General features: G+C 38.9%; 20 protein-coding genes. 4 read left to right on the top strand and 16 right to left on the bottom strand.

Translation table 11 applies throughout. The features are described from left to right. Positions 1–144: 144 nt before the first annotated feature. Genes G7061_RS05775 through G7061_RS05750 form a run of 6 tightly spaced genes read right to left on the bottom strand, consistent with a single transcriptional unit; the run spans position 145 to position 7333 of the window. The gene (locus tag G7061_RS05775; RefSeq protein ID WP_159636886.1) at positions 145–963 is read right to left on the bottom strand and encodes a ZIP family metal transporter; all 819 of its coding nucleotides are present in this window, start codon (positions 961–963) and stop codon (positions 145–147) included. Positions 964–1023: 60 nt separating this feature from the next. Beyond that, complete coding sequence (locus G7061_RS05770; protein ID WP_159641356.1) at positions 1024–1953, bottom strand: bifunctional oligoribonuclease/PAP phosphatase NrnA; 930 nt, start codon at positions 1951–1953, stop codon at positions 1024–1026. After that, positions 1943–3142, bottom strand: a complete 1200-nt coding sequence (locus tag G7061_RS05765; protein WP_166119638.1) for an acetate/propionate family kinase — start codon at positions 3140–3142, stop codon at positions 1943–1945. Before G7061_RS05765 ends, G7061_RS05770 begins: the two co-directional genes overlap by 11 nt. Next, a complete protein-coding gene (gene ylxM / locus G7061_RS05760) occupies positions 3139–3453 on the bottom strand; it encodes a YlxM family DNA-binding protein (protein WP_236261706.1) in 315 nt (104 codons plus the stop codon). Before ylxM ends, G7061_RS05765 begins: the two co-directional genes overlap by 4 nt. Then, a complete protein-coding gene (ftsY, locus tag G7061_RS05755) occupies positions 3453–4403 on the bottom strand; it encodes a signal recognition particle-docking protein FtsY (protein WP_159641362.1) in 951 nt (316 codons plus the stop codon). The genes ylxM and ftsY overlap by 1 nt, the downstream gene beginning before the upstream one ends. Continuing rightward, positions 4403–7333, bottom strand: coding sequence for a chromosome segregation protein SMC (locus G7061_RS05750; protein WP_166119636.1), 2931 nt, complete (start codon positions 7331–7333; stop codon positions 4403–4405). Before G7061_RS05750 ends, ftsY begins: the two co-directional genes overlap by 1 nt. A gap of 124 nt (positions 7334–7457) precedes the next feature. Between G7061_RS05750 and G7061_RS05745 the strand changes: the two genes are divergently transcribed. Further along, positions 7458–7979 carry a hypothetical protein gene (locus tag G7061_RS05745; RefSeq protein ID WP_159636365.1) on the top strand — a complete coding sequence of 174 codons (522 nt, stop codon included), beginning with the start codon at positions 7458–7460 and terminating at the stop codon, positions 7977–7979. A gap of 50 nt (positions 7980–8029) precedes the next feature. Here the strand turns inward: G7061_RS05745 and G7061_RS05740 are convergent, their stop codons facing one another. The 10 genes from G7061_RS05740 to parE all read right to left on the bottom strand — a co-directional run bounded on the left by G7061_RS05740 (position 8030) and on the right by parE (position 21147). Then, a complete protein-coding gene (locus tag G7061_RS05740; RefSeq protein ID WP_166119632.1) occupies positions 8030–11200 on the bottom strand; it encodes an InlB B-repeat-containing protein in 3171 nt (1056 codons plus the stop codon). Between the two features lie 209 nt (positions 11201–11409). Continuing rightward, positions 11410–12087, bottom strand: a complete 678-nt coding sequence (locus G7061_RS05735) for a 5'-methylthioadenosine/adenosylhomocysteine nucleosidase (protein WP_166119629.1) — start codon at positions 12085–12087, stop codon at positions 11410–11412. Next, positions 12084–12755 carry a class I SAM-dependent methyltransferase gene (locus G7061_RS05730; protein ID WP_159641377.1) on the bottom strand — a complete coding sequence of 224 codons (672 nt, stop codon included), beginning with the start codon at positions 12753–12755 and terminating at the stop codon, positions 12084–12086. Before G7061_RS05730 ends, G7061_RS05735 begins: the two co-directional genes overlap by 4 nt. After that, the gene (gene rsfS, locus G7061_RS05725; protein WP_159636373.1) at positions 12752–13075 is read right to left on the bottom strand and encodes a ribosome silencing factor; all 324 of its coding nucleotides are present in this window, start codon (positions 13073–13075) and stop codon (positions 12752–12754) included. The genes G7061_RS05730 and rsfS overlap by 4 nt, the downstream gene beginning before the upstream one ends. Next, positions 13072–14091 (bottom strand): nicotinate (nicotinamide) nucleotide adenylyltransferase, encoded by a 1020-nt coding sequence (gene nadD, locus G7061_RS05720; RefSeq protein WP_166119624.1) that lies wholly within the window; start codon positions 14089–14091, stop codon positions 13072–13074. Before nadD ends, rsfS begins: the two co-directional genes overlap by 4 nt. Then, positions 14088–14372 carry a YhbY family RNA-binding protein gene (locus G7061_RS05715; protein ID WP_159636377.1) on the bottom strand — a complete coding sequence of 95 codons (285 nt, stop codon included), beginning with the start codon at positions 14370–14372 and terminating at the stop codon, positions 14088–14090. Before G7061_RS05715 ends, nadD begins: the two co-directional genes overlap by 4 nt. Beyond that, positions 14372–15394, bottom strand: coding sequence for a GTPase RsgA (rsgA, locus tag G7061_RS05710; protein ID WP_166119621.1), 1023 nt, complete (start codon positions 15392–15394; stop codon positions 14372–14374). Before rsgA ends, G7061_RS05715 begins: the two co-directional genes overlap by 1 nt. Beyond that, complete coding sequence (gene purB, locus G7061_RS05705) at positions 15384–16688, bottom strand: adenylosuccinate lyase (protein WP_166119618.1); 1305 nt, start codon at positions 16686–16688, stop codon at positions 15384–15386. Before purB ends, rsgA begins: the two co-directional genes overlap by 11 nt. A gap of 90 nt (positions 16689–16778) precedes the next feature. Then, a complete protein-coding gene (parC, locus tag G7061_RS05700; protein ID WP_159641384.1) occupies positions 16779–19247 on the bottom strand; it encodes a DNA topoisomerase IV subunit A in 2469 nt (822 codons plus the stop codon). Next, the gene (gene parE / locus G7061_RS05695) at positions 19237–21147 is read right to left on the bottom strand and encodes a DNA topoisomerase IV subunit B (RefSeq protein ID WP_159645909.1); all 1911 of its coding nucleotides are present in this window, start codon (positions 21145–21147) and stop codon (positions 19237–19239) included. The genes parC and parE overlap by 11 nt, the downstream gene beginning before the upstream one ends. 132 nt (positions 21148–21279) lie before the next feature. On the opposite strand from parE, the gene plsY reads away from it, so the two are divergent. From plsY to G7061_RS05680, 3 genes are all read left to right on the top strand, one after another. Beyond that, positions 21280–21882: a glycerol-3-phosphate 1-O-acyltransferase PlsY gene (gene plsY, locus G7061_RS05690; protein ID WP_159636387.1), complete on the top strand. Its 603-nt coding sequence runs from the start codon at positions 21280–21282 to the stop codon at positions 21880–21882. A 74-nt stretch (positions 21883–21956) separates the two neighbouring features. Further along, complete coding sequence (locus tag G7061_RS05685; RefSeq protein ID WP_159641387.1) at positions 21957–22673, top strand: ABC transporter ATP-binding protein; 717 nt, start codon at positions 21957–21959, stop codon at positions 22671–22673. Then, on the top strand, positions 22670–24370 hold the full coding sequence (locus G7061_RS05680; protein WP_159641388.1) for a hypothetical protein: 1701 nt from the start codon (positions 22670–22672) through the stop codon (positions 24368–24370). The genes G7061_RS05685 and G7061_RS05680 overlap by 4 nt, the downstream gene beginning before the upstream one ends. Position 24371 lies beyond the last annotated feature (1 nt).

The raw sequence follows: 24371 nt of genomic DNA, 5'->3' as shown, positions 1-24371 counted from the left end.
CTTTGCCCTTTCGTTTTAAATAAGATAAAGGGCTTTCATCACCTCACAAACATTCACAATATTGAGATATAATTGAATGAACAAGAATACACAATAAACTCATATCTCCCATCACCAAAATAAAAGACCATTAAAAATGGTCTTTTATCCCAATCCAACATCCAACAACATCATGATGGTAAACCCAATCATACATCCTATAGTAGCAATGTCTGAACGCATATTATCGTTACCAATATGAGCTTCTGGTATTAACTCTTCAACAACAACATAAATCATTGCACCAGCCGCAAATGCTAAGGCAAACGGTAATAAGGGTTGCATTACAGTTACCGCATATGCGCCTATCATTCCTGCGAACGGTTCAACAATCCCACTTGCTTGTCCATACATAAATGCTTTACTTCGTGACATTCCCTCGCGACGCAAAGGAATTGAAACAGCAGCCCCTTCAGGAAAGTTTTGAAGACCAATCCCTATTGCAAGGGCAATTGCACCAGCAATAGTTGCACTTGGCATTCCTTGAGCAGCAGCACCAAAAGCAACCCCTACGGCGAGCCCTTCAGGAATATTATGAAGTGTAATCGCCATCACAAGTAAAACAGAGCGTTGCCAATGTGTTTTGATTCCTTCTGCCTCATCAGTTGGTTGGCCTAAATGAAGGTGAGGTAAAATCTTATCTGCAAGAAATAAAAATGCGCCTCCTGATAAGAAACCTCCTGCAACAATGAGCAAGACATTTTGATCAATAGCTTCAGCCATATCAATGGCTGGTGCTAATAATGACCAAAAGCTTGCGGCAATCATAACCCCCGCCGCAAAGCCCAACATTCCATTGAGAACCCCTTTATGGATTCGTTTAAAAAAGAAGACAGTGGCAGCACCAAGTGCTGTAACACCCCAAGTGAAGAGTGTCGCAAGAAGTGCTTGAATTACAGGTTGTTGTTCCAAAAACCAAGTCATCATAATCTTTCCCCTCTATAGTGTGAAAAAGCAGTTGCCCTTAGGCAACTGTTCTTTTTCTTATTCTCCAATACTTCGTTTTGCAAGAATTTCAATGATTTCAGATACATTTTCTTTCGTAAGTTTGCTGACGCCAGATGCCAATCGGTGACCACCGCCACCAAATTGTTGTGCAATATCGTTAATTGTGTACTCGCGTGAGCGAATTGAACCTTCATATGAGCCATCTTCATCTTGAGTAAAGATTGCCCAAATGCTAAATTCTTGAACACCTGACATTACATTGACAAATCCTTTAATTTGCTTACTTGTAGAACCTACTTCAGCAATGCGTTCGGAATCCATGACTATGAAAGAATGTGCTTCTTTGACTTCTACAAACTGTGCAATCTTATTTTTAAGTTCAAAGACTGCGCGAGGTTGTGTAAAGAGATCTTGATTCAATTTAGAAATGTTTGCACCTTGTTCAATTAAAAAGGATGCTGATGCAAGAGTTTTTCCAGATGTCGCTTCTGTTGAGAAACGAATTGTATCTGTTAAAATTCCACTTAATAGTGTATTCGCAATATCTTCGGTAAATGACTTGTCAAAACCACGGAGAATATCGGTGACGATTTCACACGCACTTCCACGTGATGTATCCACCATCTGTAAGTCGCCATATGGATCAACTTCTGGATGGTGATCAATCTTAACAAGTTGTTTACCTAGAGTGTAACGCTCATCGTCAATGCGTGGGCGGTTAGCTGTATCAATAACAACTGATAGAAATTCACCCGATAATTCAACGTCATCCATCATTGGATAAATTGAATAATGATGGTCATTTGACCCTAAAAGGTGAACGGTCTTATTAGGATAATTATGCTTCACCCATTTTGCAAACCCAACCTGTGATCCCAAAGCATCACCATCTGGATTTACATGACGAAAGACAGCAATTGTATCGTAGGCTTCAATGAGTTGAAGCAGTTCTTGACTACCCTTCATTGTGAATGCGGAATGCATCTTGTGCAATCATCAATTCTTCATTTGTTGGAACAACCCAAACAGCAACTTTTGATGCATCTGTACTTAAACGAACTTCATCGCCATGTGTTGCATCATTAAGTGCTGGATCGTACTCAATACCAAGTCCTTCTTTAATAACATCAAGAACTGCAGCACGGGTGCCGTTGTCGTTTTCGCCCAAACCAGCTGTGAACGCAATTACGTCTACACCGCCCATTTGAAGTGCATATGCACCAACGTACTCAAGTACGCGTTGTGCATACATTTTACGTGTTAAGATAGCACGCTCGTGTCCTTTTTCAATAGCATTTTCGATATCACGTGCATCACTTGAAATCCCACTGATTCCAGCCATTCCTGATTTTTTGTTGAAGATGTTTAAGACTTCTTCTGCTGAAATGTTTTCTTTTCTCATAAGGTATGTCACGATTGCTGGATCCAAATCACCAGTACGTGTTCCCATGATAAGACCTGCTAATGGTGTGAATCCCATTGATGTATTTACACAAATACCATCTTTTACAGCACTTACAGAAGCACCGTTTCCTAGGTGAAGTGTAATAACACGTAATCCTTGTTCATCACGACCCATGAGTTCTGCAGTACGTTTTGAAACATAGTCATGAGAAACACCGTGTGCACCATAACGACGTACTTTATGATCTGTATAGTAGTCATATGGTAAAGCATACATAAATACTTCTTCAGGCATTGTTTGGTGGAATGCTGTGTCAAATGCAAAGATATGTGTCGCATTTGGTAATTCTTTACTAAATGCACGGTATCCGATTAAGTTTGCAGGGTTATGTAATGGTGCTAAATCTGCCAATTCTTCAACTTTTGAAATTGAATATTCATCACAAATTACTGATCCTTGGAAATACTCTCCCCCGTGAACGACACGGTGTCCAGCTGCTTCAATTTCTGATAAGTCAGAAACAATATTTTTTTCAACGAGGCCACTTAAAACAAGGTCCGCTGCAAGTTGATGATCTGGAATATCCATTGTAACTGTTTCTTTTTTTCCATCATATTTGAATGTTAAGATTGAATCATTTAATCCAATACGCTCAACGATTCCGTTTACTAAAATTGTAGCTTCTGGCATTTCCAATAATTGGAATTTTAATGAACTACTTCCGGCATTTACTGCTAATACTTTACTCATAATTTCCTCCCTTTGATAAATGTATCGAGTATGGCATTGACGTCATTGTTTTCAAGAGCATACAGTTTATCAAACAACGTCTGATAACCATTTGCTACACCGAGTTTTTCTTCGTACTCGATCAATAACTTTGAAGTTCGATTTAAATTATCGAACACGGCCGCACGACTAATTCCAAGAATATCGGCAATCTCTTGATATGATAAATCATCATGATAATAATATCGAAAGACCTCCTGCTGACGTTGGGTCAGTAGTTTCTCATAATAATCGAACAGCTTATTTAAAAATACTGTTTTTTCAATATTCATCAGGCATTGTCACTCACAAGGTTATAGAGGTATGCTTCAATATCAAATGGGCGTAAATCTTCCATTTTTTCACCCAATCCAATATGACTTACTTTGATACCCAGTTCATCCTTTATACTTAGGAGAACTCCACCTTTTGGTGAACCATCGAGTTTTGTAACAATTAATGAATCAATTGGCGTAACTTCGGTGAAAGTTTTTGCTTGTAACAAACCGTTTTGGCCTGTATTTCCATCAATCACAAGATATGTATGGTCGATTGCGCCAACTTCACGTTCTAAAACACGTTTCATTTTGTCGAGTTCTTTCATTAAGTTGACTTTATTTTGAAGACGACCTGCGCTATCGCAAATCATGACATCATACGCTTCTGCTTTCGCATGACGCGCTGCATCAACATAAACTGACGCAGCATCACGACCCTCATCGCCTCCAATAAAATCAACACCAATTTCATCTGCCCAAACTTTTAATTGATTACTACCAGCTGCTCTAAAGGTATCGCCTCCAACCAGGAGAACGCGTTTTCCTTCGGATTTATAGTAGTGTGCAAGTTTGGCACATGTCGTCGTTTTACCCGACCCATTAACACCAACAACTAGTATAGCATTTAGACGACCATCTTCAAGTGCATAGGGTTCGATATTTTCACCATATTGGCGCATCATAACCCCTGCTAGGGTCTCTAAACTCTCTTCTTGCGTCATTGAAGGCTTAACTTCTTTACGAAATGCCTTGATTATTTTTTGTGCACTTTTTAATGAAACGTCTGATTGGATTAAAACCGCAAGCAAATGATCATACCATGCATCATCAAATTTTGGCTTTCCTGTAAACATTTCTTTGAGTTTTGTACCAAACGTTGCTTTTGTTGAATCTAGCCCCGTACTGTATAACTCTTTGTCTTCTTTTTTAGAGAACGATTGTTTTAATTTGTCAAAAAATCCCATTATGCTTTCGCCTCCTTCATTTCTACTGCTTCCTCAAGTCGGACACGTAACATTGACGAAACACCTTTTGTAGGCATCGTCACACCATATAAGACATCAGCTTGCGCCATCGTTCCTGGACGGTGTGTAATTACGATAAATTGTGTATCATCGCTAAATTTTCGAATATAGTTTGCAAAACGTTCAACGTTCGCGGAATCAAGTGCTGCTTCGACTTCATCAAAGATACAAAGTGGTACATGACGTGCTTTAAGAATTGCAAATAGAACTGATATTGCAATCAGTGATTTTTCACCACCAGAAAATAGTCGAATATTTTGTACTGATTTTCCGGGAGGCTGTACATCGATATCAACCCCCGTATTAAGTAAGTCATTTTCATCTTCAAGAATTAAACGAGCGCGTCCGCCACCAAATAAGGCACTAAAGACAGCCGGAAGTTCCTCGTTAATTTTGTCGAACATTTCTTTGAATTGCTTGACCATGATTGTATCCATTTCTTCGATGACAGCAAGTAACTTGTCGCGTGCGCCATGAAGATCTTCAAGTTGCGTCGTATAGAATTCATAACGTTCTTTCGTCTCCGCATATTCTTCAGGCGCTTCCAGGTTCACATTTCCAAGCGCTGTAAGTTCATTACGAAGTTTAAGGACTTCATCACGACTCATTGCTGCATCTTGGTCATATACGTTTTCAAATGCATAGTCATACGTCATTTGGTATTCAGATGATAATCGCTCTAATCCTGTTTCCAAACGTGTATTGTTTTTAGTAATATCTAGTGCTAGTTGATGACGTTTTTGTGTGAGACCATTTAAATCTTGACGATACTGACGTAACAGAATCTCTTTCCGTTGAATTTCAGTGCTAATGCCTTGGCGTTGTTCCCGCATCAATGCAATGTTAGTGGTGAGTTCGTCACGTTCCATGTAAGCTTTATTGAGTTGTGCGACAATATCATCGCCTTCCCCTTCTGGTACTTCTGTGACATCATCAGGATTTAAATCTTCATACTCTTGTTTTAATCGTTCATATTTGGATCGTTTAACATCTAAGAGCGGTTCCAATTGCGCTAGCGAAATACGGCGTTGCATTAAGATATCACTTTCGTTTTTATGCGTTGTTGTTAATGCGTGCATGGCATTTTCGCTTAAGATAAGCTTTTCTTTATTTTGGATGATTTCTTGTTCAAGATTCTCTTTATCTTTTTTTAGTGTCATAACAGAAGTGTTGTTATTGCGGTTTTTACCACCCGTCATCGTTCCACCACGGTGAATCACATCACCATCCATAGTTACGATTTTATAGTTGTGGTTCAACATTTTTGCGATTCGGTTAGCTGCTTCAATCGTATTCACGACGAGCACATTTCCAAGCAAACTGTCACGTAACTGATCATAAACTGCATCATTTGTTACAAATTCGCTGGCCACACCTGCAAAGCCATCAACGTGTGATGCAACCGTAATTGCATCCTCTGAAACACTGCGAGGCTTCGCAACGGTTAACGGAATAAATGTTGCACGACCCGCATTGTTCTTTTTCAAGAAGTTAATCGCATTAACAGCTGCCTTGTCATCATTTGTTACCAGATGCATCATGGAGCCTGCTAATGCTGTCGTAATTGCAATTTCATAATTTTCAGTTGCAGTAAATACATTACCCACAACATCATGAACACCAAATAACGAACTCTTGTTATTCATAATTGCTTGAACACCATGATTTGACTCATAAGGACGTTCCAATCGTGAATTTACAATATTGAGTCGGTTTTCTAACTGTTGAATTGCTGTTGTAAGTCGAGCGACATCTTGTTGCTGATCTGCAAGTTTGCGATTTCGTTCATAGCTGTTTTCAACCAACATTTCAACTTCTGCACTTAATTCTTGATGGCGTGCTTTACGATCATCGTATTCAAGTTTTGCATCGTTGAGCTGTGCTCGCATTTCTTTCGCTTTTTCTTGGGCATTTCCAACTTCCAGCGTATATTTACGGCGTTCTTCAATTTCAACTTTTCGCGTTTCCAAGAGTCCGATTTCGCGAATCGCTGCCATCATGTGTTCTTGTGCTTTTGAAACATCACGATCCAATTCATGGAGTGCTTGGCGTTTGGATTCTAATTCGTGTTCGTAAACCCCTTCAGATGTCTCAAGTGAAGCAAGTTCGGCATCAATTTTAAATAAGTTTTGTTTGATAACTTCGTTTGCTTCAGTGAATTCTTGAATTTCTTTAACCAATACCGAAACTTCTACTGCTTGTAGGAGTTCTTTTTTATCACGATATTGTTCTGCTTTTTTAGCTGCACGTTTTAGTGAATTCACTTGACGTTCAACTTCATCAACAATGTCTTGCATCCGTTCCATGTTTTCACGTGTTCGCTCCAACTTGTTGATGGATTCAATTTTTCGTTTCTTGTATTTCGAAACACCTGCCGCCTCTTCGAATATCATACGACGTTCTTGTGGTTTGGCTTCCGCAAAATACGAAATTGTTCCTTGTGAGATAATGGACAGTGAATCTCGTCCTAACCCAGTATCCATAACCAAATCATGAATGTCACGAAGACGCACAGCTGTCTTATTAATCAGATACTCTGATTCACGCGTATCACGGTATAAACGTCGTGTAACTTCAACTTCTTCGTAATCACTGTTTAATGGTTTAGAACCATTATCAAAGACAAGCGTTACTTCAGCTAAATTTACTTTTTTTCGGTTCTCAGAACCGTTAAAAATAACGTCTGTCATACTTGACCCACGCATCGATTTTACTGATTGTTCACCTAATACCCATCGTATCGCATCACTAATGTTACTTTTACCGCAACCATTAGGACCAACCACACCAGTTACAGGATCCTCGAAATTTATGACTACTTTATCTGCAAAGGATTTAAATCCTTGCATTTCAATTTTCTTGAGGAACATAGTTACCCCCATTCTTATCTTGTCTATTATAGCGTAATTTCACAATAAACAAAAGGTTATGAAAGTCGAAATTTGCTTTCTTCTGTGAAGCGTGGTAAAGTAAATTCGTGAGTGAGGAGACATTATGGCTAAAAAAATAATACTCGTTGCATTTACAGCGTTTGCTATAGTTGCGATATTCATTGGACTTTATAACCAATTTAGTAGTCAAACAGTAGCGATGACGCGTACTGTAGACACAGTTGATTCTGTAATTTCTACATCTATTTCAATCGATGACATTTCAAAATATTCAAAAGAAAACCCTGGTAATCACGTATTTTTAATTCGTGATGGTAAATCCGATTCCGATTATGTAATTAATTCTATTCTGACACCACTCGCTAAAGAACAAGAGAAACGTCCAACACCGGAAATTGTTTCAATTGATATTAGCAGTGCTGAGAATATGACCGGAACCCGTCTTAAGAATTTATTTGGTGTCGATTCGTATCCTGCGTTTGTTTATGCAAACTTTGATACAACAAAAAATCAACTTAACGTAGAATCAAGCATTTCGTTTAATTCTAAAAAACCAATGACTGTAGATGAATTAAGAACATGGTTCTTCAACAACAAACTTTGGACTGGCTTATATAAATCATAAGCCAGTTTTTTTATTGAAAAAGGGTACCCTCTTAGAAGGTACCTTTTTTGTTATGCTTTGACTTTACGTCTTTTTGTTGTAAGTACACGCAGTATGACACCAGAAGCAAGTATGATATAACCAGTTTGATGCGATGTAACACCTGTTGGAGGAAGGACTACTTTATCCTTTTTCCAGATAGCAAATACATTCACATCAGCATGCATTGTAACTTCTTGACCAATTGCGAAGGCTGTACCTTGACCATCCGATTGCGTATTCCACCCGACAAATGTATAGCCTTTACGCGTCATCGTTGGGCTCGCAATTACAGCGACTTCACCGTCTAAATACTGTTTTGTATCTACTGGAACTGATCCGTCAGTAAATCCATTTCCATCATACATTACACGATATGTTTCCGTGATGCCCTCTTTTGTCCAAATGGCATAAAGCGTTACATTGTCTGTAATCGTCATCTGAGAACCTTCGCGATACGTTGTTCCTGTACCGTCTTTTTGTGTATTCCAACCCATAAATGTGTATCCTGTTTTCAGGAGTGTTTCTGGACCTTTAACAGAAACAAGGGCTTGGGTTTCATACGCATTCGCATCAACCGGCTCAGTTCCTGCAGTATGTCCGTTTCCATCATACACCACAACATATTTTTCAGGTAATTTCATCCATTGAGCATAAAGATCTAAGTCTTGAGATATTATGATGTCCTGACCACCTACATAAGCATCACCCGTTCCATCTGCTTTCGTATTCCACCCTGTAAATTGATATCCAAACTTAATAAGATTTCGCGCACCTAATATTTTGGTTTGTGCACCGTTGAGATAGTTATTGATATCGATTGGAACAACTCCCGCAGTATGGCTATTTCCAAAATAGGTAATTCGATACGTTACTGGAATGACATCCCACATTGCATACAATGAAACATTTTCTGTCATCGTCAGTGTATCCTGTGGAAGGTATACTGTCCCTAATCCATCAGCTTGTGTATTCCAACCAATGAATCGGTAACCATCTTTAATGAGTGTACCTTCACCAAGAAGTGTCGCAGTCGCTCCTTCTAAGTACTCAGTTACATCAATTGGTGCCTCACCGGCCGTATTTGTGTTTCCAAAGTATTTAATTGAGAATGTTGTTGGGATTTCTTCCCAAAGCGCATAAAGCACTTGGTTTTCTGCTTGATAGTTGATGATTTCATCTGGTCCGTAGACTAGCTCTGTAGCATCCGGTTGAAGGGCCCATCCAATAAATCGGAATCCATCTCGACCTAACTTCGAAGTATCAGGATTCAATGTCGATCCAGTTCCTCCAATCACGCTGACAGTATAGTAGTCGTAGATTTTGCCATCAGCGGCAGCTTCGTAATAGACTTTACCTTGATATCGATCTAAGGTTTCGAGCTCATAGCGACCACCATTTGCATTGTATCGAATTGACGCAATCTGTACCGCCCCATTTGCTTTATGACGGGCATAACCACGTTGATCGGTAGTACCAGTTACATCATTATTAGTGTTATCGGCAACACCATCCGGTTTTATGATTAGTGTTAGAATCGGTTCTTGGTTGTAACCTGCAACAAATTGTGTGCTATTCGCTTCTAATGTTACATTGTCATTTCCAAATACTGACTTTAAAGGATGTGTATTGGCATCGAGATTAATGACATTGTTCGATCCTAAATCAGTTCCCCCGAGCCTGGATACATCTTTATAGTCACTTGCCACATTGAGGTTCCCGTTGGCATCATATACGCGGTTACCGGCAAAAAGACTCCCCTTAATGGATGCACTATTGCTTCCGTATTGACCACTAAGCCCGATAGCCCCGCCGTTTTGATTTTGGCGTGAGGACTCATTACCCGCTTGATTATTTACAAAAGTTGAGTTTGTGACATTATTGGTCATGGAGCTAAAAAGACCAATTTTGAAGAATTGAATCGCACCACCTGATAGATTTCCTCCGTTCAATCCCAATGCTAGATTATCGGTAAAGGTACTGTTCGAAATATATGTTTTCCCTTTACCTTCAACCATTATTGCTCCACCATCATCAGATGCGAAGTTGTTGGAGAAGGTCGACTCCGAGATGTTTAGGGTCGAGTTTGGATTCGCATTTTTAATGAATATTGCTCCACCATCATCAGCAGTACGGCTTGGAGAGCTTGCACTCCCTTGTGCTTTGTTGTTATCAAAGACTGATTGTTTGATGTTCAATGTCCCATTAAAATTATTCATGTGAATGGCACCACCGCCACCACCTAGTACTCCTGAGTAAAATCCCACATTAACGTTGTTTCGGAATACTGAGTTTTCAATAGTCATAACCGCCGTATACCCTTTAGTCGAGATTGCACCTGCTTCATAGCCAGATGCTGACCCAACGTTGTTTGCAATGGTTGAATTTCGAACAGTTAAGTCAACATCTGAGCTAATCCAAATTGCAGACCCAGTGTTATGACCTTTACTATCATGAATGTACATACCCTCCAAGACAGTCGTAACATTTAACTTCATTGTCCCATCAGCACTATTTGAGATACTTGAGTTTGTAAAATTTAACGTTCCGGAACGACGTCCATCTTCAAAGATGTACCCATTTCTTCCTGAACCATTTAAATGAATATTGGTTATCGTTAATGTCTTGTTTCCATTTCCAGTTAACGTTATTTTTCCTTCAGTCCAGTTTACATTATTACCATCTATGGTAAAGGCGACATCAGGAATTGCTACTGACATTGGCCCTGAGATAAATGTTGGTGCAAGTTTAATCGTTTGTCCATCTTGAACATTTACAATCGCTTCTTGCAACTCTGCCACAGTTTGAATATTCGCGATATCATATTGCATGGCTTCAGCTGATGCAGGTTGTATTGAATCCGTTACAGGGTCTACTAATTGTTCTTTCGCTAATTGGGATGGTTCATCATCCTTTTCTTCGTCATCAATTTGATCATCAGTACGATCTTCTAGCTCATCAACATTTGTAGTTTCAGCATTTGTATCAGTAGTTTCATCTGTCTTTTCATCGCGGATGGAGGTTTCTTCTTCAATTTCAGTGGAAATTGTCGCTTTTTCTGTCTTATCATCCGTGTACATTTGCTCCTGACTGGTGGTTTCTGTAGATGTTTGCGTTGCATCTATAGCCATCGCCGGATAGATTGAACCAATGTATAAAAGCATTGCTAACGCAATGATAGCAATTGATTTTAAACGTTTCATAATAACCCCCCCGTTAAACAAAACTGTTTATATATACATTATAAGTTATTTTTTTCTTCACGTTTTGCTATATAAAATAATATGTTATTTATTTCACTAATAAAAAACATACGGACTTAACATAGTTCACCTCCGCATTATCTTGTGAAATATCGCTTATTATTAATAAACATCATAAAAAAACCTTCTGATTACCAGAAGGTTTTTAATTATAGATTTTGAACAAATAATTCACAAATGTTTGCGGAATTTGCACTGGCAATCGGTAAATATTCATCGAAGGATATTTCATTTCCCTCAATAAATGTTACATCACTTAAGCTACGTAAAACAATAAACGGTGTTTTCGAACGTGCACATACTGCTGCAATCGCAGCCGCTTCCATCTCAACACAAATTGCGTGTGGAAATGTTTGTTGGATAACATTAAATTGTGGCTGATGCTTCGTAATAAATTGATCACCAGTAACAATTAAACCTTGATGGTATGGCATTTCTAATGTTTTAAGTGTTTCTGTAGCTTTCGCCATCAGTTTTTCATCCGAATAAAAGATAAATCGAGGATCTTCATGGGTTGTAGGCCCGATATCGAGATCATGATACTGAAGCTTTTCAGCTACAACAACATCCCCAATATTTTGACCTTTTTGCAATCCTCCGGCACTTCCGATGTTTATGACAACTTCAGGTTTTAAAGCATGAACAAGGACCGATGCAGTATACGCTGCATTAACCTTCCCTACACCACTCAAAGCAACGGTAACGGTTTGATCAGATAGCAACCCTTCCCATACATTAACCCCTTGCACTGTCTGTTCATGAACATTTTTCATTTTATGTGTCAGCGCCGACACTTCTTCAATCATTGCACCAATTATGAGAATCATAGTGTCTCCTTTGTTGCAACTAAGACAATTTTTTCACCTTCAGGTAAGAAACCCTCATGAATATAATCTGTGTACACAGTTACTTTATAACCACGTTTTTCGAATCCATCAATTAAGAGTTTTGGATCAAAAACCCATTGGTAAATAGCATCAAACGTTCCGTCCAAGAAATTGATGACATGAACCAAGTGTTCTTCATTGACTTCAATTTGGTATGCATAGTCAAATGTATCAGTTGAGCCTTCTTCATAATAATCATCCGCGAACTCATTAAGTCTATGGGGATGATGACAATCAACAATTAAATGGTTTGAAGTATTACTCATTGTTTCAATAAATTGTTCGAGATCTTCTGGTGTTAGAATGTAGTTGGTACTATCGCCAATACAGAAAGCTGTATCGAAGGGTGCTTCAGGCGTGTAATCAAGGAAATCACCAACTGTGGTGACGTCCTTTAACTCAGGATATTTTTGGTGAGCAATTTCAATCATCTCAGGATCTATATCGACACCCACAACTTCAAAATCAGGGCTTAACATCTTCATGATATCCCCAGTTCCACATGCAAACTCAATGACACGCGGTCCGACTGCATGCTTGTTTACAAAGTCGTAGTAGCGTTTTGCCCCTTCTGGATCATAGAAGAGTGCATCGTAGTAGCTTTTCATTTAATAAGATCCTGATATAGTTTCTCTAAATTATAGTGAGCACGATCTTCCGTTAAGAAAATATGTGCAACCACATCATATGCATCAATGAGAATCCATGATGATTCTCGCTCACTCTCAACCGTTTTAATTTTGTATCCTGCTTTTTCTATTGCATCGACAACATGGTCTGCAAGTGCCTTAATTTGGCGATGACTTGCTGCATCTGCTATAACAAAGTAATCTACCAATGGGTTTCCATTTTCAAAATCCACAACTTTTATATCGTTGGCTTTACGTTCATCTAACGTCGCCACAATTAAATCTTTTAATTCTTTCATTTTAAATTTCCTTTCGCTTGTTCAAATTCACGTTGATACTTTCGTAACGCTTTGAATCCTTTTCGTAAATCTTGTTTTGCGAGCTTAATAAAGGGTTCGCTGTCCCACGAACGACCACGCTCACACTTGTCTGCTATGTAAAGAATCATCCCCACCGGATTCGTACTATGACCATCAACATGACCTTCAATTGCCTGAAGAACATGCTTGTTTTTGATGTAGTACTTCCGTGTGAGTAAGTATTTTGCAGCAAATGCATGATAGAACGCTGGATGTAACACTTCGTGCTGCGGTGCTTTTGCTTGCATGGTCATTTTTAAATCTTCTTTATCTGTCTCTTTTTTTAAATCGTGTGCATACGCAGCTAAAGTAACTGCCTCATAATCAACGTTATGTGCACGTGCTAACTCTTGAGCTAAGGCGACAACTCGGAACACATGCTCTGCCCGATAGGGTGTGAGATTGGCTCTGTTTAGTGTTTGCATATACAAACTTTGTTCCGTCATGTATCGCAATATTGATGGTTTGGTAGCCATCGATTTCCCTTCACGAATCTCAGTCGAACTGTATGGAAAGACGCTCCCAGAGATTATTGGATAATCGGTTGTTAAATGTTCGGTTCCTCGATTGTATACAACAAATTGCACACTGTCTTTAAGCACATCAAATTGTTTCCATTCATGCATTCTTGGAAGTTGGTCTGAACCAATCAACCAATCAAACGTGTAATCAGGGAACTGCTTTCTTAATTCACTGACAGTATCAATCGAATATGAAGGTTCTGGCAACATCGATTCGACAGAATTTACGGACATTTTTTTATGTCCCGAAATCATCATCTCAATCATATGTTTCCTATCGTCAAACGATGTACTATCATTTTTAAACGGACTTCGTTTCGTTGGAATAAACCATAACTCATCGGCATTACGTGATACAAGAGCAGCTTTGGCTATCTCAAGATGACCATAGTGGATGGGATCAAAGCTCCCTCCAAATAAAATGACATGTCTCAAACTTTAATACGGCCTTTTACGCTATAGCGGTAGAAGACAACAACACGCCCTACTTTGCTGACAGTTGTTGCGCCAAAACGATCTTCAATTTCTTCGATGAGTGCTTCTTTGGTAATGTCTGAGTTTTTTTGAATCGATACCTTAACAAGGTTGTGTGCAAGTAATGCGGATTCAAAACTTTCGAGAAGTGTTGGTGTCATACCATTCTTCCCTACGGATACGATTGCGTTTTCATTGTGTGATAAACGACGTAATTCTTTTAATTGATCTTTGTTTAACATTAAATCATTGCCTTTCTAATTGTGATTACAGCAGACTTATCAAAGTATGTCTCGACAGCCACTGTTTCGCCTTGAATGCTTACGAATCCAAGGTCATAGATTTCCATATCAATTTTGTCTTCAAGCTGAGGCCAGTTACGAAGACGATATTCTGGATTTTCGATCATGAACTCGTGTTCTAGAGCTAAGTTTGCATCCAAACGTTCTGGTTTAATTCGTTTTAAGGTTACCGGTAAATAAGAAATGATGTTGACGGTTGACTTTGGCGTAATGGTGATTGCTCCCAAATTACCAAATAGAATCGTTTGCTTTTCATAAATTTGGAAAACCGTTGGCTTAATCGTTTTTTGTGGGGACAATGACACTAAGGTATCATCAGAGATTTTATCGACAAGTTCTGTCTCATTACTTAATCCTGGTGTATCAATAACATCTCCAAGCCCTGTTTCAATGCGAACAACATCTGCGGTCGTAGATGCAACAGGAGATACCGATAAGTTCTGATTTCCAAGAAGTGCGTTGAGAAGTGATGATTTACCTGCATTCACACAACCCACAAACGCCGTTTCATCGTTTTCGATATACGGAAGCAGTGGTTCAAGTGTTTCTCGTTTAAGAGCTGAAACATAGACTATTTCCATAACTGATACTGGTTCGTCACGGAGTGCACGCATAATTGCATGCTCAATTTTAGTATTTGATACTGATTTTGGTAGTAAATCACGTTTATTCACGACAAGTACGACTTTTTTACCACGGAGTGAGCGCAATAATCCTGTATGAATACTTTGGTTCAGGTGCATGATATCCAACACCCAAAAAATATTACCTTTGAAGCCATCAATAAATTCGAGCGTTGCTCCATCATCAACACGTGCTTTAACTCGTTTAAAATCACGGTAGTGTTTCAGCCTAAAGCATGATTGACAATAGTCGTGATCCATCGACCGTGCATAACCACGTTGATCCGCATGTGCTATCTGTAGTTCGCTACCACATCCCATGCATTTTTTAATTTCCATTTATATTTACCCTTTCATATATTGTATCGACTTCGCGTAAGAAGTATGCGACATCGAAACATGATTCCAATGTTTGAAGATCCATGTAATCTAAAATTCTTTTATCCTCTAAGAGGACATTTTTGAAATGTTCAGATGAATTGAACGCACGCATCGAGAGTGGCTGAATAAAATCATATGCCCCTTCTCGACTCATGTCTCCTGTTTCAATGAGAGTCGTCATCACACGTTGTGCAAAAATGACACCATGCGTTAGATGAATGTTCTTCATCATCACTTCTTCATAGACAACAAGATTGCTAACGATACGGTTAAAGCGAACAAGCATGTAATCGAGTAACATTATTGCATCTGGGAAAATAATGCGTTCGGCACTTGAATGTGAAATATCACGCTCATGCCAAAGTGCAACATTTTCAAAGGCGGTTGTCATATAGCCACGAATTACGCGTGCACAGCCACTCATATTTTCGCTACCGATTGGGTTTCGTTTATGTGGCATTGCGGATGAACCCTTCTGACCTGGATTAAAATACTCTTCAGCCTCACGAACTTCTGTACGTTGTAAGTGGCGAATTTCGGTCGCCATCTTCTCGATGGATGTCGCAATAAGCGCTAGTGTTGACATGTAATAAGCGTGGCGATCACGTTGGAGCACCTGTGTCGAAATATGCGTTGACGTAATGCCAAGTTTTTCACACACATAATCTTGAACGAATGGTGGCGTATTGGCAAAATTTCCAACTGCGCCAGATATTTTCCCAGCTTCAATATCTTTTCGAGCATGGCGAAAGCGATCAAGTTGACGATTCATCTCGTCATACCATAATGCAAACTTAAGACCAAAACTCGTTATATCCGCATGGACGCCGTGGGTACGACCGATTGTTGGAACGTCTTTATATTTTATTGCTTGGAGTCTTAATGACTCAAGAAGTGTTACGATTCCTTGTTCAAGAATTTCATTCGCTTGCTTATAAATGTAACCATACGCTGTGTCGACAACATCAGTACTTGTTAACCCATAATGAATCCATCGTTTTTCAACACCGAGCGACTCACTAACGGCACGCGTAAATGCAACCACATCGTGTCGTGTTTCTTGTTCAATTTCGTAAATTCGGTTAATATCAAAGCGCGCTTGTTCACGCAGCACTTTCACATCGTCACGCGGAATAACTCCCATTTCAGAAAATGCTTCCGCAGCACATAGCTCAACTTCAAGCCATGCGTTGAAACGAGCCGAATCTTCAAATAAACGTCGCATTTCAGGTCTTGAATAACGATTGATCATAAAGCCTCCTTAAAAAGAAACATCTGGTGGATATTACCACCAGATGTTGGTTGTATTTGCTTGGTTATATCACCTAACAATTATACAGAATTATATATCAAACTTCAAAGGTTCAGTATGCGTTATTTCCGCATTTTGTGGGATTGCAACAACTGGAACGTGAATTCGTGGATGCAAGATTGTGAATCCTGCTTCTGAGGTTACGTTTGAGAATGTTGCATCAACACCCATAAGTGGAACATCTTTCACCAATACAATTGCGAGATGGTCGTTATAGATGAAAATATCATCTTGTAGTTTAGCAATTACAACATCTTGAACGTAATGAGGATTACTCTTAACAGTTTTCATAATACTTGAGCCAAGTGTTGCTCGATTATGAACTGGAATCTCATCTTGTTTCATACGTTTGAATTGACCGCGTTCAGACATGATCACAACTTCTGTTTCATCATGGAAAATCCCTGCAGCAACAGCACGATCCCCCACTCGAACTTTAATTCCAATCACACCTTTAGCTCGAACACCAATTGGATTTACATCAGCCAAATCAATGCGAATTAATTGACCCAATCGCGTTACAATCATGAGATGGTCATGTTCGTAGGCAATCGAAGTATCAATGAGAACATCATCTTTACCCAGCTTCATGATGTCATAAAGTCTATTAGTGCGCTTAACTTCCAAATCAGCGATTGCGGTTTTCTTAATCATACCTTGCGCACTCGTGGTTACAACAAACATGTGTGTGTCAAACGATTTAAGTGTAAATGCACTAATTATTTTCTCTTCAGGATCCAGTTTCATATATTGCGTCATATGTGATCCAATATCGCGCCAACGTGCTTCTTCAATTTCATGAACAAGAAGGATACCATATCGGCCCTTTGTTGTCGTATAAACAAGATAATCCGTTGTTTCAACTTCACTACTCAAGACGATACGATCGTCTTCGTTAAGTGCAAAGATTTCTTTCTGGCTGGATCCATAAGAACGAAGTGAAACACGTTTGAGATATCCATTTCGTGTAAGTGTGAGCATTACTTGTTCATTTGAAATCAAACTTAAATGGTCAACTTCCAGGTTAGAAATTTCATTTTCAATAACAGAACGACGTGGCACTTCAAACGTGTCACGAACTTCTTGGAATTCTTTAATGATGAGGCTATTTAACATTTCTTTGTGTTTGATAACCGTCTCTAGATAATCCATTTCATTCGCAAGTTTCGCAAATTCATCGCGTAACGCATTGATATCAGTTGATGATAAACGGTAAAGTTGTAAATCAACGATTGCACTTGCTTGCTCATGAGTAAATCCAAACGCTTCCATAATGTTATCGCGTGACTCCCCTCGGTTATTGGAAGCACGAATAATTGCGATAATTTCATCTAATATCGATGTCGCTTTCATGAGTCCTTCGAGAATATGGATTCGTTTTTCTTTTTGTGCATAGCGGTGCTTACTTCGATTCAGGACAATTTCTTGACGAAATTCTAGATACGCATCAAGAATTTCGAGTACACCACAGACTTGCGGACGTTGATCAACAATCGCAACCATGTTCGCATTATAGTAAACTTGTAGTTCTGTCTGTTTGTAGAAGAGATTTAGAATGCTTTCAGCATCTGCGTCGCGTTTGCAATCGATAACAATTCGCAAGCCATTTCGGTCTGATTCATCACGAACATCCATAACGTCGCCAAATCCTTGATTCGCTTTCGTAAAACGAAGTTCATCAATCTTTTTAACGACATTGGACTTAATAACTTCATAAGGTAATTCCGTAATTACAATTTGCTTCATTGTCTTGTTTTCGACAATTTCTGTTTTTGCACGAACGACAACTCGACCGCGACCTTTAGTTAAAATATCACGAATGCCTTCTTTTCCTTGAATAATTGCTCCCGTCGGAAAGTCAGGTCCTTGGATAAATGTCATGATATCATCGACATTGCTTTCAGGATTGTGTAGACGGAAAATTGCTGCATCCATAACTTCTTTTAAATTGAATGGCGGAATATTCGTTGCATAACCCGCAGCAATTCCAGTAGATCCATTGATCAATAAGTTTGGATAACGAGCAGGTAATACGGACGGTTCCCATTCTGTATCATCAAAGTTCAATACAAACGGAACAACATCTTCATCAATATTCTCTAACAACGAATGAGATATTTTGCTCAGACGTGCTTCGGTATATCGCATCGCCGCTGCAGGGTCATCATCAATACTCCCGTTGTTTCCTTGCATATCGATCAAAGGCATGTTGTATTTCCAATCTTGCGACATCCGAACCATGGCATCATAGACCGAACTGTCACCATGAGGATGATAGTTACCAATTACGAGTCCAACTGTCTTCGCAGACTTACGGTATGCTTTGTCAAAATGGTTACGATCATGATGCATCGCATATAGTATTCGACGTTGAACTGGTTTTAATCCGTCACGAACATCTGGAAGTGCCCGTTCTTGAATAATATACTTGGAATAACGACCAAAACGTTCACCAACTATGTCTTCAATTGGTAATTGAATTATTGTATCATGCGACATTTTGTTCCTCCTCCAATGTAAACGCGACATTCTTTTCAATCCAGTCACGGCGTGGATCAACTTTATCTCCCATGAGGACTGACACACGTTTATCAGCAGCTAAAAAGTCGTCAATTTGAACTTGAATAAGTGATCGTGTCGAAGGATCCATTGTAGTTTCCCATAGTTGATCAGCGTTCATTTCACCAAGTCCTTTATAACGTTGAATTTCAATTTTGCCATATTTTTCACGGTAACTATCAAGTTCTTCATCACTATAGCAGTAATGGAGATTTTTTCCCGATTTTACACGATACAATGGCGGTTGAGCGATGTAAACATACCCTGCTTCAACAAGCGGACGCATATGTCTAAAGAAGAAAGTTAACAATAGCACCTGTATGTGCGCACCATCAGTATCCGCATCGGTCATAATAATGATTTTGCGGTAGTTGCTGTCATCAACATCAAATTCTTTCCCAACACCAGCACCAATTGTATGAATAATCGTGTTCAACTCTTCGTTTTTCAAAATATCATCAAACTTTGCTTTTTGTGTATTCAATACTTTACCACGTAACGGTAGAATTGCCTGAAACTTACTGTCACGACCTTGTTTAGCACTTCCACCAGCAGAGTCACCCTCTACAAGGAAAAGTTCGTTTTTATTCTTGTTTCGCGTTTGAGCATTCGCAAGTTTACCTGACAACAAGCGTTCGATACGGTTTTTCTTCCCTGAACGGGCTTGTTCTCGAGCTTTCCGCGCTGCCTGGCGGGCATGAGTCGCTTTTTGGATTTTTTGAATAATCTTCATGGCTTCTTCATGATGAGTATCTAAATAGTATGGCAGTTGTTCAGTTATAATTGAATCAACCACAACCCGTGCGACGGGCGTTCCTAGTTTCCCTTTTGTCTGGCCCTCGAATTGTAAAATATCTTCAGGAATTCCTACTGAAATAATCGTCGATAAACCTTCACGAATGTCTCCACCCTCAAAATTCTTATCTTTTTCTTTTAGAATATTGTGTTTACGCGCATATTCGTTAATAACCTTGGTAAAACCACTACGAAAACCTGCTACGTGAGTTCCACCATCATGAGTACGCACTAAGTTTACATAAGAGTATGTATCTTCGTTATAGCCTTCATTGTATTGTAATGCAATTTTCACATCGATGGATTCAGACTTTCCAGTCAATGTAATAACTTCACTTAAGACTTCAGTATCTTCATGAACATATGCCATGAATGCATTGAGTCCGTCTTCGTACTCAAAGTCACGCGTCTCATCGATGCGTTCATCGACAACGGTAAAACGAATGCCTTGCAAAAGAAACGCACTCTCTTGAACACGCTCGCAAATGGTGTCGAAATTAAACTTACTATTTTTAAAAATTAGTGGATCCGCTTTGAAACGTACGTAACTTCCAATTGGCCCGCGTTCAGAAATCTGTTCAAGTTCTGTTGCGGCTTTACCACCATTACTAAAATTCATTTTATAAGTACCATCTTTACGGTACACTTTGACTTCTACTTCTTCACTTAAGGCATTAACGACAGATGCTCCAACACCGTGAAGCCCTCCACTCGTTTTATAGCCTCCTTCAGCAGAAAATTTTCCACCTGCATGCAGCACAGTAAAAATAACCTGAAGTGCACTAACTCCACTTTTATGGAGTTCTATTGGCATTCCACGTCCTTCATCACGTACTGAAAGTGTCATATCATCTTCAATCACTATTTTAATAGACTTACCATAACCGTTAAGCGCTTCGTCTATCGCATTATCCATAATTTCCCAAACTAAATGATGTAGACCACGTTGATCTGTAGATCCGATATACATCCCGGGACGCTTACGAACGGCTTCAAGCCCCTCAAGTATTTCAATACTTGATGCTGAATAATCTTGTTTACTCAAGTTACCCCAACTCCTTTTCAAGCGTAATTATAACACGCTTTTCAAAGAATTGAAGTTATCACTAATTCTTTTGCTTCAAAACTACCAAATAGTGTATAATTATTTGGTATTCAAACAATTTGAGGTGAACTTATGAATTATTTTATTGCATCCTTGATTGGTTATCTCTTAGGATCCATTCCATTTGCATTAGTTATTGGAAAAGTTTTCTATAAAACAGATATACGCCAACACGGATCCGGAAATCTTGGTGGGACCAATGCTGGTCGTACGTTAGGTAAAAAAGCTGGGATTTTCGTCATTATCTTCGATGTATTGAAAGCTGCAATAGCAATGGTGATTACGTATTTTATTGCTCCTGATGCAATGATTTTTGCAGGCTTCTTTGCAACAATCGGTCATTGTTTCCCTGTTTTCGCAAATTTCAAAGGTGGAAAAGCCGTTTCAACTGCTATGGGATTTTATTTAAGTGTTTCCATATTAATAACACATAATGTGTTATTGCACTTTGTATTACCACTCGCGATTTTTGTCTTATTACTTTATATTACAAAGATTGTTTCGCTCTCATCAATCATTGCTGTTCCTGCTGGAGCATTGATTATTGCATTAACACAACCTGATATTCGTGTAACGTTGGCTAGCGCCATTATTTCCGTCATTGTCGTTGTTAGACATCGCGAAAATATCAAGCGTATTATGAGCCATACTGAACGAAAAATAACATGGATGTAAGCAACGATTTCGTTGCTTTTTTTGTACTGTCGTGCTATTGTGTTAGTGTAGTCACACACTAAAAGGAGAAGTTTATGATTGCTATTCAAAATGTATCAAAGACTTACAGCGGAGATCACAAAGCCGTTGATGATTTAACATTAACAATCCAACCAGGGGAAATTGTTGGATTTATCGGACCAAATGGTGCTGGGAAAACAACAACCATTAAAATGCTTACAGGGATTCTTGCACCGGATTCAGGGAATATCGAGATCAATGGTTACAATATCTTCAGTGATCCCATCCATGCAAAACAACAATTTGGATATGTATCTGATGATCCAAATGCTTTCTTAAAATTGAAAGGCATTGAGTATTTAAACTTTGTCGCTGATATGTACGGAGTCGATACGCAGTTACGTCAAGAACGAATTCGCCATTATTCTGAATTATTAAAAATGGAGGAGGCACTCGGTGATCGGATTGATTCGTATTCACATGGAATGCGTCAAAAAATGATGGTTATGGGTGTCTTAATTCATGATCCATACCTGTTGATTTTAGATGAACCACTTACAGGACTCGACCCTCAATCTTCATATGTTCTCAAGCAATTAATGCGTGAGCGCGCTAATCAACAAAAATCAGTCTTCTTTTCGACACACGTCCTAGAGGTTGCAGAAAAACTATGTGATCGCATTGCAATCATTAATCATGGAAAAATCGTCTATACCGGTATTCTTGAAGACTTGAAAGCTCAGTATGATGAACTTTCACTTGAAGAAATCTTCTTGGAGCTTACCAAATGATAAGTCGCATCATCACCTTGACTCGAGTGCTCCTTAAAACATCTCGCGATCAGATTATGCAATCTGGCCTCAGTCAACGTAAAAAGAAGAAAAACAAGCGTATGTCCTCTGTAGGGCGTAAAGTCCTATTCGGAATTCTCTATCTGTATATCTTCGGAATTGTCGGATTCTTCTCATACCAATTAATTGCTGCACTCAATGCAGTCGGTCAACCTGGCCTTGCGATCCAAATGTTATTTATTGGAGTATCTGTTTATCTATTACTAATGGGAATTATCTTTACACCCACTGTATTCTATTTTTCTAAAGATATAGAGCGGCTACTCGTTATGCCGATACGACCACTTGAGATTGTAAGTGCGAAATTGCTGACAACGTTTGTCCTTATGGTTGAACAAATGGCAATGTTTACGATTCCATTTGGAATCGCATACTTTGTTGTTGTGAATCCGGGATGGTCCTTCATTCCATTTTACATCCTTGCGAATCTCTTCTTACCACTTTTACCGGTCGCATTGTCAGTCGGAATTATCATTATTCTCTTTACATTTATTCCTTTCTTTAAGAATAAAGATGTATTTACCTATATATCCATGTTCATTGGATTTGCGATGGTATTCTTCTTTATATTTGCAATTCAAATTGCTGATCCAGAGTCATCCTTCAATATCGAGCAAATGCTCCTATCGCTACAATCTGGTGATAACGCACTTATTAATCTCTTAAGTGGCATCTTCCCAAGCAGCGATTTCTTGGCAAGAGGTATCGTGAATACGTCTTTATTGTCAATTATAATAGGAATTGTTATTTCGATCGTAAGTACGATTGCAATTATTTTCTTAACACAATTTATGTATTTTAAAGGTGCTATCGGTATCAGTGAAGGTACAGCCAAAAAACGTAAAATGTCACATTCCGAAACCTACAGTGAAAGCATTTCAAAATCACAACGCCGAGCTATACTGGAATACGATTTTAAAAATATTTTACGAACACCAACATACATGATGAATTACTTCTTAATTGTATTAATCATGCCTCTCTTTATGTTCCTTCCAATATTGCTCAGTGGTGGGTTGGTGGAAATTATGGGTGGTTTACCAATGGTTGCAGACTTCTTCAAACAAGTTGACAGTATGCAACTCCTCATGATTTTCTTTATCGGAGGATTCTTAATCGCATTTTTCATGAGTGCGATGGGAACAATATCTTCCACCGCATTCTCTAGAGAAGGACGCTCAATGCTTAGCTTCTCAGTCATGCCGATACCGTTTGAAACGCTACTCCAAGCAAAAATATTACTTGGTACACTAACGATGGTTATCGTTCCACTTCTAATCGGGGTGGTCGGACTTATTATTGTTAGAGTCCCAGTCTTATCATTTATAGGTTATATGATTGCCGCAGTACTTGCTACTGTCTGTGAGAATACAATCGCAATGGTGACTGACGTATACGCACCAAAACTGAATTGGGAAAATGAACAACAAGCCGTTAAGAACAACTTTATGGCCGTTGTCCCAATGTTTGTCATGATGGGGCTATCGATTATTAGCGTCTTTATTATCTTAAATACTGAGCTTATTATATCTGCACCTTTAATAACGGTGATGATCGTTGTCTTTGCATTTGTATGCTATAAATGGATGATTCGTTTGGGACGCATACACTTCCCTAAAAAACTCGAAGAATTATAAG

The organism is Erysipelothrix sp. HDW6B (assembly GCF_011301115.1).
In the GTDB taxonomy this organism is placed as follows: domain Bacteria; phylum Bacillota_I; class Bacilli_A; order Erysipelotrichales; family Erysipelotrichaceae; genus Erysipelothrix; species Erysipelothrix anatis.
Note: the sequence above shows the minus strand (reverse complement) of the source record. Positions and strands in the feature narration are given on the sequence as shown.

Bases quoted from the DNA above. Each gene is read 5' to 3' on its own strand.
- G7061_RS05775 (WP_159636886.1), bottom strand. From the start codon at position 963: ATGACTTGGTTTTTGGAACAACAACCTGTAATTCAAGCACTTCTTGCG.
- G7061_RS05770 (WP_159641356.1), bottom strand. From the start codon at position 1,953: ATGAAGGGTAGTCAAGAACTGCTTCAACTCATTGAAGCCTACGATACA.
- G7061_RS05765 (WP_166119638.1), bottom strand. From the start codon at position 3,142: ATGAGTAAAGTATTAGCAGTAAATGCCGGAAGTAGTTCATTAAAATTC.
- ylxM (WP_236261706.1), bottom strand. From the start codon at position 3,453: ATGAATATTGAAAAAACAGTATTTTTAAATAAGCTGTTCGATTATTAT.
- ftsY (WP_159641362.1), bottom strand. From the start codon at position 4,403: ATGGGATTTTTTGACAAATTAAAACAATCGTTCTCTAAAAAAGAAGAC.
- G7061_RS05750 (WP_166119636.1), bottom strand. From the start codon at position 7,333: ATGTTCCTCAAGAAAATTGAAATGCAAGGATTTAAATCCTTTGCAGAT.
- G7061_RS05745 (WP_159636365.1), top strand. From the start codon at position 7,458: ATGGCTAAAAAAATAATACTCGTTGCATTTACAGCGTTTGCTATAGTT.
- G7061_RS05740 (WP_166119632.1), bottom strand. From the start codon at position 11,200: ATGAAACGTTTAAAATCAATTGCTATCATTGCGTTAGCAATGCTTTTA.
- G7061_RS05735 (WP_166119629.1), bottom strand. From the start codon at position 12,087: ATGATTCTCATAATTGGTGCAATGATTGAAGAAGTGTCGGCGCTGACA.
- G7061_RS05730 (WP_159641377.1), bottom strand. From the start codon at position 12,755: ATGAAAAGCTACTACGATGCACTCTTCTATGATCCAGAAGGGGCAAAA.
- rsfS (WP_159636373.1), bottom strand. From the start codon at position 13,075: ATGAAAGAATTAAAAGATTTAATTGTGGCGACGTTAGATGAACGTAAA.
- G7061_RS05715 (WP_159636377.1), bottom strand. From the start codon at position 14,372: ATGTTAAACAAAGATCAATTAAAAGAATTACGTCGTTTATCACACAAT.
- rsgA (WP_166119621.1), bottom strand. From the start codon at position 15,394: ATGGAAATTAAAAAATGCATGGGATGTGGTAGCGAACTACAGATAGCA.
- purB (WP_166119618.1), bottom strand. From the start codon at position 16,688: ATGATCAATCGTTATTCAAGACCTGAAATGCGACGTTTATTTGAAGAT.
- parC (WP_159641384.1), bottom strand. From the start codon at position 19,247: ATGTCGCATGATACAATAATTCAATTACCAATTGAAGACATAGTTGGT.
- plsY (WP_159636387.1), top strand. From the start codon at position 21,280: ATGAATTATTTTATTGCATCCTTGATTGGTTATCTCTTAGGATCCATT.
- G7061_RS05685 (WP_159641387.1), top strand. From the start codon at position 21,957: ATGATTGCTATTCAAAATGTATCAAAGACTTACAGCGGAGATCACAAA.
- G7061_RS05680 (WP_159641388.1), top strand. From the start codon at position 22,670: ATGATAAGTCGCATCATCACCTTGACTCGAGTGCTCCTTAAAACATCT.